This window comes from Shinella sp. S4-D37, assembly GCF_040812195.1.
GTDB lineage: Bacteria > Pseudomonadota > Alphaproteobacteria > Rhizobiales > Rhizobiaceae > Shinella.
Genome location: NZ_JBFNXL010000005.1, coordinates 608,280 through 620,485, shown reverse-complemented (window position 1 = coordinate 620,485; position 12,206 = coordinate 608,280). Strand labels below are relative to the sequence as shown.

The 12,206-nt window shown below is 65.1% G+C and carries 9 protein-coding genes; all 9 read right to left on the bottom strand.

Features of this window, described 5'->3' with window-relative positions; translation table 11 throughout:
* Nucleotides 1–36: 36 nt before the first annotated feature.
* Entirely contained in the window at nucleotides 37–1,632 is a 1,596-nt protein-coding gene (gene serA, locus AB3G45_RS10440; protein WP_367830484.1) for a phosphoglycerate dehydrogenase, read from the bottom strand.
* 76 nt (nucleotides 1,633–1,708) lie between these two features.
* The gene (locus tag AB3G45_RS10435) at nucleotides 1,709–2,890 is read right to left on the bottom strand and encodes a phosphoserine transaminase (protein WP_367830483.1); all 1,182 of its coding nucleotides are present in this window, start codon (nucleotides 2,888–2,890) and stop codon (nucleotides 1,709–1,711) included.
* Between the two features lie 176 nt (nucleotides 2,891–3,066).
* The gene (locus AB3G45_RS10430; RefSeq protein WP_367830482.1) at nucleotides 3,067–3,900 is read right to left on the bottom strand and encodes an outer membrane protein; all 834 of its coding nucleotides are present in this window, start codon (nucleotides 3,898–3,900) and stop codon (nucleotides 3,067–3,069) included.
* A gap of 207 nt (nucleotides 3,901–4,107) precedes the next feature.
* Nucleotides 4,108–4,941, bottom strand: coding sequence for an outer membrane protein (locus AB3G45_RS10425; protein WP_367830481.1), 834 nt, complete (start codon nucleotides 4,939–4,941; stop codon nucleotides 4,108–4,110).
* Nucleotides 4,942–5,205: 264 nt separating this feature from the next.
* Nucleotides 5,206–6,558, bottom strand: a complete 1,353-nt coding sequence (glmM, locus tag AB3G45_RS10420) for a phosphoglucosamine mutase (RefSeq protein ID WP_367830480.1) — start codon at nucleotides 6,556–6,558, stop codon at nucleotides 5,206–5,208.
* Between the two features lie 368 nt (nucleotides 6,559–6,926).
* A complete protein-coding gene (ftsH, locus tag AB3G45_RS10415) occupies nucleotides 6,927–8,849 on the bottom strand; it encodes an ATP-dependent zinc metalloprotease FtsH (RefSeq protein WP_367830479.1) in 1,923 nt (640 codons plus the stop codon).
* A gap of 200 nt (nucleotides 8,850–9,049) precedes the next feature.
* Nucleotides 9,050–10,336: a tRNA lysidine(34) synthetase TilS gene (gene tilS, locus AB3G45_RS10410; protein WP_367830478.1), complete on the bottom strand. Its 1,287-nt coding sequence runs from the start codon at nucleotides 10,334–10,336 to the stop codon at nucleotides 9,050–9,052.
* A 20-nt stretch (nucleotides 10,337–10,356) separates the two neighbouring features.
* Nucleotides 10,357–11,358, bottom strand: coding sequence for a tol-pal system protein YbgF (gene ybgF / locus AB3G45_RS10405; protein ID WP_367830477.1), 1,002 nt, complete (start codon nucleotides 11,356–11,358; stop codon nucleotides 10,357–10,359).
* 151 nt (nucleotides 11,359–11,509) lie between these two features.
* Complete coding sequence (pal, locus tag AB3G45_RS10400) at nucleotides 11,510–12,046, bottom strand: peptidoglycan-associated lipoprotein Pal (protein WP_367830476.1); 537 nt, start codon at nucleotides 12,044–12,046, stop codon at nucleotides 11,510–11,512.
* Between the last annotated feature and the right edge of the window lie 160 nt (nucleotides 12,047–12,206).

Below are 12,206 nucleotides of genomic sequence, written 5' to 3'. Positions count from 1 at the left end.
GGCCTTTCTGTTTGTTCGTCTTGGGAGGACGATCGATCAGTCGACGTTGAAGACCAGCGACTTCACCTGGCGGATCGCCGGGTTGGCGCGCAGCTTGTTCAAGACGTCTTCCGACACGGCGGCATCGACATAGAGCAGCGCGATGGCGTCGCCGCCCTGCTTGTCGCGGCCGAGCTGGAAGTTGGCGATGTTGACGCCGCCCTCGCCCAGCGTCGTGCCGATGAAGCCGATCATGCCGGGAACGTCGGTATTGGTGATGTAGACCATGTGGCTGCCGACGTCGGCATCGAGATTGATGCCCTTGATCTGGATGAAGCGCGGCTTGCCGTCGGAGAAGACCGTGCCGGCGATCGAGCGGGTCTGGTTGGCCGTCGTCACCGTCAGGCGGATATAGCCGTCGAAGACGCCCGACTTGTCGCGCTTGACCTCGGAGAGGATGATGCCCTTCTCCTTGATCATGATCGGCGCCGAGACCATGTTGACGTCGGCGACCTGCGTGCGGATGAGACCGGCGAGCACCGCGCTGGTCAGCGCCTTGGTGTTCATCGAGGCCGTCGCGCCGTCATAGAGGATCTCGATCTCCTTGATCGCGCTTTCCGTGACCTGGCCGACGAAGGCGCCGAGCACGTCCGCAAGGCGGATGAAGGGTTTCAGGATCGGCGCTTCCTCGGCCGTGATCGAGGGCATGTTGATGGCGTTGGAGACCGCGCCGCGCACCAGGTAATCCGACATCTGCTCGGCGACCTGCAGGGCGACGTTCTCCTGCGCTTCCGTGGTCGAGGCGCCGAGATGCGGCGTGCAGACGACGTTGGGCAGGCCGAAGAGCGGACTTTCCTTGGCGGGCTCGACCTCGAACACGTCGAAGCCGGCGCCGGCGACCTTGCCGGACTTCAGCGCCTCGGCAAGATCCGCCTCGACGACGAGGCCGCCGCGGGCGCAGTTCACGATGCGCACGCCGTCCTTCATCTTGGCGATCGCCGCCGCGTCGATGATGTTGCGGGTCTTGTCCGTCAGCGGAACGTGCATGGTGATGAAGTCGGCCTGCGCGAACAGTTCGTCGAGCTCGACCTTCTTGACGCCCATCTCCTCGGCGCGCTCCTTGGAGAGGAACGGGTCATAGGCGATGACGTGCATCTTCAGGCCGATGGCGCGCGAGCAGACGATCGAGCCGATATTGCCGGCGCCGATGACGCCGAGCGTCTTGCCGGTGATCTCGACGCCCATGAACTTCGACTTCTCCCACTTGCCGGCCTGGGTGGAGGTATCGGCGGCGGGAAGCTGGCGGGCGACGGCAAACATCAGGGCGATCGCGTGTTCCGCCGTGGTGATCGAATTGCCGAAGGGCGTGTTCATGACGATGATGCCGCGGCGCGAGGCGGCCGGGATATCGACATTGTCGACGCCGATGCCGGCGCGCCCGATGACCTTGAGGTTGGTCGCCGCCGCAATCAGCTTTTCCGTCGCCTTGGTGGCGGAGCGGATGGCGAGGCCGTCATAATTGCCGATGATTTCGGCAAGCTTGTCCTTGTCCTTGCCGAGCTGCGGCTGGAAATCGACATCGACGCCGCGATCGCGAAAGATCTGGACGGCGGTTTCCGACAGTTCGTCGGATACGAGTACGCGAGGTGCCATGGGAGGCCTCCTTCAATGGGTCCGGGAAGATGAGATCAAAGGCGGCTTCGCCCGAAGGACGAAGCCAATCGCAAAATCAGGCCGCGGCCTTGGCGAGCGTCGCCTTCTGGGTCTCGAAGGCCCAGGAAAGCCAGGGCATCAGCGCTTCGAGATCAGCCGTGTCGATGGTGGCGCCGGCCCAGATGCGCAGGCCCGACGGGGCGTCGCGATAGGCGCCGATGTCATAGGCGACGCCCTGCTTGTCGAGGAGCGCGACGAGGCCCTTGGCGAAGGCGGCTTGAGCATCCGCATCGAGCGCCAGCACGTCCTTGTCGGCGATCGTCAGGCAGACCGAGGTGTTGGAGCGCGTCGCCGGGTCCCTGGCGAGATTGGCGATCCAGTCGTTCTTCTCGACGAAGTCGAAGATGACCCTGGCATTGGCGTCGGCTCGGGCCATCAGGCCCTTAAGCCCGCCGACCTGCTTTGCCCAGAGAAGCGCATCGATATAGTCCTCGACGCAGAGCATGGAGGGCGTGTTGATCGTCTCGCCCTGGAAGATGCCCTCGATGATCTTGCCGCCCTTGGTCATGCGGAAGATCTTCGGCATCGGCCAGGCCGGCGTATAGCTCTCCAGACGCTCGACGGCGCGGGGCGACAGGATGATGACGCCATGCGCGCCCTCACCGCCCAGCACCTTCTGCCAGGAGAAGGTGACGACGTCGAGCTTGGCGAAATCGAGGTTCTGCGCGAAGGCGGCCGAGGTCGCGTCGCAGATGGTGAGGCCCTTGCGGTCGGCCGGGATGAAATCGGCGTTGGGGACGCGCACGCCCGAGGTGGTTCCGTTCCAGGTGAACACCACGTCACGGTCGAAATCGATCGTGGAAAGGTCGGGCAGCAGGCCGTAATCGGCGGTGATCTTGCGGGTGTCGGGGAGCTTCAGCTCCTTCACGACGTCCGAAACCCAGCCCGAACCGAAGCTTTCCCAGGCGACCATGTCGACGCCGCGCGGGCCGAGCAGCGACCAGAGCGCCATCTCGACGGCGCCGGTATCGGAGGCCGGTACGATGCCGATGCGGTAATCCGCGGGCACTTCCAGGACGTCACGGGTAAGGTCTATGGCCTGCTTGAGCTTGGTCTTGCCGATCTTGGCGCGGTGCGAACGACCGAGCGGCGCATCGGAAAGCGCGTCGAGCGTCCAGTTGGGGCGCTTCGAGCAGGGGCCAGAAGAGAAATGGGTATTGTTCGGACGCACGTCCGGCGGTGTGACGGTCTTCGTCATGATCGCTATCCTTCCAGATAGATAGCCCTTCGTTGGGGAAGGGTGTCCCGCCGCCGGAAATATGGAAGAGCCTTTCTCAAGTCAAGCGGAATATGTCGGAAACGAAAAATTATCCGGCGCAAAGGAAACGGCGCGCCGGTTTCCCGACGCGCCGCCAAAGAGAACGAAGATGGGTCTCACCAGGTGGTGACGCGGATGCCGGCGCGGAATTCGTGCTTCTGGAACCCCTCGTCGCGTCCCTTGACGCTGACCGTGCCGACGCCGGGCACCTCGGCGCTGCCGCCGAAGGCCTTGCCGCCCGCCATGTCGGAGAAGCGGTAGCCGAGGTCGAGCTTGACGCGCTCGGTGAGGTCGATGGCCGCGCCCGCCATCAGCGCATAGGTGAAGCGCCAGCTATCGTCGCCCTTCACGCGCAATTCGTCGAAGGTCGCGCCCGCGCAGGATCCGGTTCCGTCGCGGCACTCCGCCTGGGTGCGGAAGCTGTCCCAGTTCATGTAGGTCACGCCCGCGCCCGCGCCGACATAGGGCGTGATCCCGGCATAGGTTCCAAGATCCACATAGGCGTTGGCGAGGAAATTGGCCGCGCTGTAATCCGCCTTCTGGCCGAGACGGCAGGTCGTGCCCGCCGGGGCCGTGATGCAGGGCGAATCGAGGTTCGTGCTGCCGCTCAGCGAGCCGTTGAAGAAATCCGTCGTCAGGTCGGCGCGCAGGAAATTGTTGAACTGGTAGCCCATGCCGACGCCGTAGGAGACGGGCTTGGAGAAGCGGGCATTGTCGAAATCGCCTTCCGCGAAGGTCGCGCCGAAGGCGTCGATCCGGTAGTTCGGCTTGTCGTGCTTGACCCAGCCGGAATAGCCGAGGTCGCCGCGGATGTACCAGCCCTCGGCCACCGCGCTGCCCGAAACGTCGATCTCCGGCGCGTTGATGATGTCGAGGTCGCTCGCCGCAGCGCTCGTCGCGATGAGGCCGGCAAGAACGGCAATACCAAGCGGTGCGATGCGGCGGAACATGGTCTCGATCCCTCAAGGCCGGGCGGGCCGGCGGTTGCGTGGCCGGCGCAAGGCGGCGCATCCTGGGAGATCGCCGTCCTACACCGTTGGTTAACCATAAATCTTAAGGCATGAAGAAACGGTTAAGTGACCGGCGCGAGGGCATGTCGCCAAATGCGGAAAGGCCGCCCGGGAGGCGGCCTTGCAAGGCGATCGGCGGAAAGCCGCTTATTTGTAGACCGGCTGCTCGATCGGGATTTCGACCGGCGGGATATAGGCCTGCTGGTCGCAGCCGTTGAAGGAATAGCGCAGGCCCGCGCGGGCCTCGTGGCTGTAGAAGCCCTTGTCATAGCCCGGGCCGCCGCCGTTGTTGTAGCCGAACATGTCGCCCTTGGTGACATGGCGGAAGCGGTAGCCGAGGTCGGCCTTCAGGTTGCAGGTGACGTCGACGGAGGCGCCGGCCATCAGCGCATAGGTGAAGCGCCAGCTCTTGCGGCCGCGGTGCTCGAAGGTCGGGTCGCAGTTCGTCGGATCGCCGGTCTCGCACGAGGTGTTCTTGAGGTTCTTCCAGTTCACGTAGGTGCCGCCGATACCCGCGCCGACATAGGGCGTGACGATGCCGTAGGTGCCGATGTCGACATAGGCGTTGGCAAGCAGGCTCAGGGCCGTCAGCGAGGAGACGTCGCTCGAGGTGCAGTTCGCGGCGACGCCGCAGCTGCCGGTCGTCGAGCCCTTGAACTTGGACTTGAACATGTAGTCGAGCGTCACGTCCGTGCGGAAGTGATCGTTGATCTGGTAACCGACGCCGCCGCCGAGGGTGAAGCCGCTCTTCAGGCGCGTGGAATCGAAGCTGCGATAGGTGTCGTTCGAGCCTTGGTAGAAGTCCGCACCGCGCATCTTGTTGTAGGACCAGCCCATGTCGCCGCGCAGATACCAGCCGCCCGTCTCGATGACGGCCTCCTGCACCGGTGCCTCGATGACCTCCGGCTGGTAGATATCGGCCGCATAACCCGACGTGCCCGTCAACAGGACGGCAACCACGCCACTCAAAACTTTCCTCATGGCCTTGCTCCAATAGGCTTTGCTTAGGGTTGGCCGGCGTGCCGGATTCCAAGTCCCTCGATCAGGCATGGATAATGGCGAGGAAAGGTTAAGGGCCGATTAACTACGAACATTTACTGTATTTGTTAATGGTCGTTCACGAATTCGGTAAATTATAAATAAAAAGCAAGTGATCTTCGCGCAAATCGCCAGCGTGACTTCACGGCAAAAGAAAAGGCCGAAGCAATGTTTCGGCCTTTTCGCAGAATGGGGCGTAAGGCGGGTTCAGGCGGCGTTGCGCACGGCGCCGATCACGGCCACCAGTTCGTCGACGATGCGCTCCACCTGCGCCCGGTCGTCGCCCTCCGCCATGACGCGGATCAGCGGCTCGGTGCCGGAGGGGCGGATGAGGAGGCGGCCACCCTTGGCCAGCTCGCTTTCGGCATCGGCGATCGCCTGGCGCACCACGGCGTCCTCCAGCGGCTGGCCGGCCTTGATGCGCACGTTCTTCAGCACCTGCGGCACCGGCTCGAAGCGGTTGCACACCTCGCTGACCGTCCTGCCGGAGCGCTTGACGCAGGCGAGCACCTGGAGCGCGGCGACGAGCCCGTCGCCCGTCGTGCCGAAATCGGACAGCACGATATGGCCGGATTGCTCGCCGCCGACATTGTAGTCGTGCTGGCGCATGTGCTCGACGACATAGCGGTCGCCGACCTTGGTGCGCTGCAGGCCGAGGCCCTGGCCGCCGAGGAAACGCTCGAGGCCGAGATTGGACATGACGGTCGCCACGATGCCGCCGCCGCGCAGCAGGCCGTCCGCCGCCCAGCTTTCGGCGATGACGGCCATCAGCTGGTCGCCGTCGATGATCTTGCCGTTCTCGTCGATGATCTGCACGCGGTCCGCATCGCCGTCGAGCGCGATGCCGATATCGGCGCGCACCTCGTGCACCTTGCGCTGCAGGGTCTCAGGATGGGTCGAGCCGCATTCGAGATTGATGTTGAGGCCGTCGGGCTCGTTGCCGATGGTCACGACGTCCGCGCCGAGTTCCCACAGCGCGGCGGGCGCGACGCGGTAGGCGGCGCCGTTCGCGCAGTCGATGGCAACGCGCAGGCCCTTCAGCGTCGTGTCGCGCGGCAGAGTGCGCTTGGCGTGCTCGATATAGCGGTCGTGCACGCCGTCGATGCGCTTGGCCCGGCCGATCTCGGCGGACTTGGCGAGTTGCGCCGTCATGTCGTTGTCGAGCAGGTCCTCGATCTCCATCTCGATCTCGTCCGACAGCTTGTAGCCGTCCGGGCCGAAGAGCTTGATGCCGTTGTCGTAGAACGGGTTGTGCGAGGCGGAGATCATCACGCCGATATCGGCGCGCAGCGAACGCGTCAGCATGGCGACGGCGGGCGTCGGGATCGGGCCGAGGATGAAGGCGTCGATGCCGGCGGCGGTGAAGCCCGCGACCATGGCATTCTCCAGCATGTAGCCGGAAAGCCGCGTGTCCTTGCCGATCACCACCCGGTGGCGGTGCGCCCCGCGGCGGAAGATCGTGCCCACGGCGATACCGACCCGCATGGCAAGGTCCGGCGTCATCGGGAAGATGTTGGATTGACCCCGGATGCCATCCGTGCCGAAATAACGACGTTTCATGTTCACTCCTGAAATTCGCCGGCCTGGGCACGCGCTTTCCGCTGCGCCCGGCATTCCAGCGTCCGTCCTGCCGCGCTCGCTCGTCCATCTCGGGGCAGAAGGCGGAGATAACATTATATCCGCTTGGTAAGCCAATCCTTAAAACGACGTAGAGCCATCCTCTTTCTTTGCCACAAAAGCCGGCAAAGAACATCCACCCGCCCATCAGAATTCATTACAGGCCGTTACCAAAGGAAAACGGCCGGGAAATACTTCCCGGCCGCCGAAGTACTGACCAAGCCAGTCCGACCTCTCCTTCGCCATCCTTACGCGGCGCGGGCGTGAATCCTCGGGTCAAACCCGAGGATACGAAGGAGGATGGATGGGGCCTATTGCGGCTGCGGTTCGAGCCCGCCTTCCGCTTCGCCGCCCTTCTTGTGGCCGGCCTTCGGCACGGCGGAACCGCGGTGCGGCGGCGTGTCGTCGCCGAGATCGCGCGCCGGCTTCTCGCCGCGGATCAGCGCCTTGATCTCGTCGCCCGTCAGCGTCTCGTATTCGAGCAGGCCTTCGGCGAGCGCCACGAATTCATGGTTCTGCTCGGTGATGATACGCTTGGCCTCGGAGTAGGCCTCATCGATCAGGCGGCGGATCTCGTTGTCGATCTTCTGCGCGGTCGCCTCGGAGACATTCTTCTGCTGCGCGACCGAATGGCCGAGGAAGACCTCCTGCTGGTTCTCGCCATAGGCGACCTGGCCGAGCTGGTCGGAGAAGCCCCACTGCGTGACCATCGCACGGGCGAGCTTGGTCGCCTGCTCGATATCGGAGGAGGCGCCGGACGTGATGTTATCCTTGCCGAAGGTGATCTCCTCGGCGACGCGGCCGCCCATCATGATGGCGAGGCGCGAGACCATCCACTTGTAGCTCATCGAGTAGCGGTCGCCCTCGGGAAGCTGCATGACCATGCCGAGTGCACGGCCGCGCGGAATGATCGTCGCCTTGTGCAGGGGATCGGCGAGCGGCACCTTGAGCGCGACGATGGCGTGGCCGGCCTCGTGATAGGCGGTCAGCTTCTTCTCCGCCTCGGTCATGGCAGAGGAGCGGCGCTCGGCGCCCATCATGATCTTGTCCTTGGCGTCCTCGAACTCCTGCATGGTGACGAGGCGCTTGTTGCGCCGCGCCGCCATCAGGGCCGATTCGTTGACGAGGTTCATGAGGTCGGCGCCAGAGAAGCCGGGCGTGCCGCGGGCAAGGATCTTGAGGTCGACATTCGGCGCCAGCGGCACGTTGCGCACATGCACCTTCAGAATGCGCTCGCGGCCGACAATGTCCGGGTTCGGCACGACGACCTGGCGGTCGAAACGGCCGGGACGCAGCAGCGCCGGGTCGAGAACGTCCGGACGGTTGGTCGCGGCGATCAGGATGATGCCTTCATTGGCTTCAAAGCCGTCCATCTCGACGAGCAGCTGGTTCAGCGTCTGCTCGCGCTCGTCATTGCCGCCGCCGAGGCCGGCGCCGCGATGACGGCCGACGGCGTCGATTTCGTCGATGAAGATGATGCAGGGCGCGTTCTTCTTGGCCTGCTCGAACATGTCGCGCACGCGGCTTGCGCCGACGCCGACGAACATTTCGACGAAGTCCGAACCGGAAATGGTGAAGAAGGGCACGTTCGCCTCGCCCGCGACGGAGCGCGCGAGCAGCGTCTTGCCGGTGCCGGGCGGGCCGACGAGCAGCACGCCGCGCGGAATGCGCCCGCCGAGACGCTGGAACTTCTGCGGATCGCGCAGGAACTCGACGATCTCCTCAAGGTCCTGCTTGGCTTCGTCCACGCCGGCAACGTCGGCGAAGGTGACGCGGCCATGCGCTTCCGTCAGCAGCTTCGCCTTGGACTTGCCGAAGCCCATCGCACCGCGCGATCCACCCTGCATCTGGCGCATGAAGAAGAGCCAGACCCCGAGGATCAAGAGCATGGGCAGCAGCGTGCCGATATAGCTGAGGAAGCCGGACGAACCGTCGGTCTCCGGCCGCGCGCTGACGACGACATTCTTCGCTTCCAGGCGCTGGACGAGCGTGTTGTCGCCGTTCGGCGCATAGGTCTGGAAGGTCGCGCCGGTCTCGACATAGCTGCCGACGATCTTGTCGCCGGTGATGACGACTTCCTTCACCCGGCTCGAGTCCACCTCTTTCAGGAACTGCGAATAGGGGATTTCCCGCGAGCCGGTCTGTGCCGGGCTCGTCTGGAACATGCTGAACAGCGCGATCAGCAGGAGGGCGATGATCGCCCACAGGGCGAAGTTGCGGAAATTGGGATTCATCGAACGTTCCGGGTACTTTCCCGGCCGGAATTTCCCGGCCGCTTCTCTATCGCCTAACATAGGGTCGCCATGCGGCCTTGCCAAGGCAAAGCGCACGGCCTCAGGGCTTTTCTCGCAATATCGTCAACGACGCGGACCGCCCTGCGGCCAGCCCGGCATCGCCATTGCCCCATCCTACCACAACGCTTTCATGCGCGCCTTCATTCGTTCGGCGGAGACGAAAAGGGCGCGCGGCCGACAAGGCCCGCCAGCACATCGGCAAGCGGCAGGTCGAAACGGGGCAGGAAGCGGGCATAGGGCGCGATCAAGGGTTCCATGGGGGCAAGGTCTGCGGGCACGCGCCCGCCGTCCTCGAATTCCAGGCGCGGCGCGGCGCGGCTGGCACGCAGGACGGGTCCGCCAAGCCGTGCACCCTCACCCCGCCCTCCCCCGCTGCCGGCGGCCGAGACGGTGAACGGCCGGCCGGACCGGTTGGCCACATGGTAGCGCCTGTCCCAGGCCGCATCCGCCCCCGCCGGCAGGCGGAGGGTTTCGATGCCGCGGCACTCGCGATAGAGAAAGAGGCCGTCCCGCCGGCGATCGAAGACCACGCGGCCGGCGGTCAGCCGCGACAGTGTGCCGCTGGAAAGAAAGTCACGCAGGCGCTCGGCCGACGCCGTTTCGAGGACATGGACCCGCCCCCCCGCCGTTGCCGCCAATAGCAGAAGGCCGCGCCAGGCCGCGGCATCGACGAGCAGTGAGCCGACGGCCGACGGCTCCAGCGCGAAGCCGGCGCCCCTCGCCCCGGCATTTTCGGCGAGGAAGGCGGCGGCGCGGCGGGAAAGCAGGGCCCTGTCCGCGCCCGAAGGATCGGCCGAGATGCCGCGCGCCCGGATGCGGACGCGCTCGAAATTGGGATTGTCGTTGCTCGGGTCGTCGCGCCAGCCTTCGCCCCGCGCGGCAAGGAAGGCGCGGATCGCCGCCCGGTCGACGGCGAGGAACGGCCGCAGCAGCCAGACGGCGCCGTTCAGCAGCACCGCATCCGCCATGCCGGAAAGGCCGATGCCCCCGGCCGACCGCGCGGCGCGCATGGCCACCGTCTCGCCCTGATCGTCGCGCGTGTGCGCCGCAAGGATGGCGTCGGCCCTCACCTCCGCGGCGGCGGCGGCGAGGAGATCGTAGCGCGCGGCGCGGGCCGCGGCCTGCAGGCCGGAATGCGGCTTCTCCCCCTCCCAGCGGCGGGCGACGTGCCTCACGTCATGGCGGGCGCAGAGCGCGCCGGCCCAGGCGGCCTCCTCGGCGGAGCCGGGACGCAGGCCATGGTCGATCGTGCAGGCGGAAAGGGTGATGCCGGGATGGCGCCCGGTGGCGCAAAGCGTGGCGAGGGCCACGAGCAGTCCGGTCGAGTCGCTGCCGCCGGAAAGGGCGACCAGCAGATGCGCGGGGCGCTTGAAACTGTTCAGGAAACGGCCGGCTGCCTCAAGGGCGGGATCATCCGCATGGGCCACGGCGCTTCTTTCGTCCGCAATCAGCAGGACAGGCGGCCCTGTTCGGAGGAGACTTTGCTCTTCACGGCCTTGGAGGCATCGGGATAACGCTTGCCCACCTCGCGCAGCGTGGCGCAGGCGGTTTCGCGGTTGTCGAGCGCGGCGAGCGACATGCCGAGCTTCAGGAGCATCTCCGGCGCCTTCTTCGACTTGCTGAAGGTCTGGTGCGCGTTGAGGAAGGTCTTTGCGGCGTCGTTGAAATTGCCCTGCGAATATTGCGCCTCTCCGAGCCAGAAATTGGCGTCCGCCGCCTTCTCGCCCTTCGGGAAGATATCGAGATAGTCGCGGAATTCGCGTTCGGCCAGCTGGTAGTCGCCGGACAGGACATGGCCATAGGCGACCTGGTAGAGGTCGTCGGGATTGTCGAGCGAGGCGGAAGACGACTGCGAGGCCGGCGGCAGGCCATCTTCGACGCCCGGCAGCGCATTGTCGTTGCCGATCGAGGCGCTCTGGTTGTCGAGATCCGGATTGGTCTCGGCACCGATCGGATTGCCGTTCTCGTCGAAGCGGATCGAGCCGAGTTCCTGCGGCAGCGCGCCGCCGCCCGTGTTGCGGTCGAGCGTGCCGGTTCCGGCGGTATCCTCCGCCGGCCCCCTGTTCGTGGCGATCTGCTGGTCGGCCGTGCCGCCGTTCACCGGCTTGTCGAGGGCGCCGCTCTTGCCGGATCCCCCGCCCTTGCCGCTTTCGAGATCCTGGAAACGGTATTCGTTGTCTTCCTGCGCCTTGCGGATCTGTTCCTGCATCTGCAGGAGCTGGTAGCTCATTTCCTCGATCCGGCCGTTGAGGTTGCGGATCTGCTCTTCAAGCTGCCCGACACGCGGGTCCATGGCCTGCGCGAGGATCACATCGCCCTTTTCAATCCGCTCGTTCTTTGCCGGCAGAAAACTATTGGCAAGCGGGAAAAGCGGCGATGCGCCGGTCGGCCCGACCATGCCTGCTACCGCTGCCAGACTGAAAACGCCTGCCGCGACAAGTTTCTTCATCTATCTTCGTCCTGTTGGTCCCAATATGCGCGAAGCGCTGCCGAAGAGTTTTCCAAATACTCTCAAAAAGCAACGGAGTTCGGCCAAAGTGTGTTGAAAAAAGAAAGGCGGCCGTGCGGCCGCCTTTTCACTCGTCCTTCCGGAGAAGGAATTACATGCCGGCGCCGCCGAGAACGGTGACGGCGCGGCGGTTTTGCGACCAGCAGGAAATGTCGTCGCAGACGGCGACCGGCTTTTCCTTGCCGAAGGAGATCGTCTTCATGCGGTTTGCCGGGATACCGCGCGAAGCGAGGTACTGGCGGGTCGCGGCAGCGCGGCGTGCGCCGAGCGCCAGGTTGTATTCACGCGTGCCGCGTTCGTCGGCATGGCCTTCGACCGTGATCGCGTAGTTCGCATACTTCTGCAGCCACTGGGCCTGGCGGTCGAGCGTCGCGGCGGCATCGGCGCGGATCGAGGTGGAATCCGTGTCGAAGAAGATGCGGTCGCCGACATTGACGGTGAAGTCCTGCTGCGAGCCGGGCGTCGCGGCGCCCGCGCCGCCGTTGAGACCGAGGTCGCCGGCATTGTTCGGCATGTTCTTCTTGGAAGCGCAGCCGGCGAGGGCCAGCGTCATGAACAGGGCGATCACTGCCGGATTGCGGGCGATGGTCTGCATGCGGCCAGCGGCCGGGGAATGAATGCGGCTCATGAGCCGGTCTCCTTGGTCAGTTCTTGCGTCAAGTTCATTGAGGCGTCGGTTTCAATCAGGGTTGCCAGACTGTAACCGCGGTCGGTTAATCCGCGTTCAACGATTATGGTTAACGATTGCTTGCAAGGCCGTCCCCGGCCCCCCGCGCAACAAATGGAAA

Coding starts and splice junctions, on each gene's coding strand:
- AB3G45_RS10425 (WP_367830481.1), bottom strand. CDS start 4,941: ATGAGGAAAGTTTTGAGTGGCGTGGTTGCCGTCCTGTTGACGGGCACG.
- ftsH (WP_367830479.1), bottom strand. CDS start 8,849: ATGAATCCCAATTTCCGCAACTTCGCCCTGTGGGCGATCATCGCCCTC.
- AB3G45_RS10435 (WP_367830483.1), bottom strand. CDS start 2,890: ATGACGAAGACCGTCACACCGCCGGACGTGCGTCCGAACAATACCCAT.
- pal (WP_367830476.1), bottom strand. CDS start 12,046: ATGAGCCGCATTCATTCCCCGGCCGCTGGCCGCATGCAGACCATCGCC.
- serA (WP_367830484.1), bottom strand. CDS start 1,632: ATGGCACCTCGCGTACTCGTATCCGACGAACTGTCGGAAACCGCCGTC.
- AB3G45_RS10430 (WP_367830482.1), bottom strand. CDS start 3,900: ATGTTCCGCCGCATCGCACCGCTTGGTATTGCCGTTCTTGCCGGCCTC.
- ybgF (WP_367830477.1), bottom strand. CDS start 11,358: ATGAAGAAACTTGTCGCGGCAGGCGTTTTCAGTCTGGCAGCGGTAGCA.
- glmM (WP_367830480.1), bottom strand. CDS start 6,558: ATGAAACGTCGTTATTTCGGCACGGATGGCATCCGGGGTCAATCCAAC.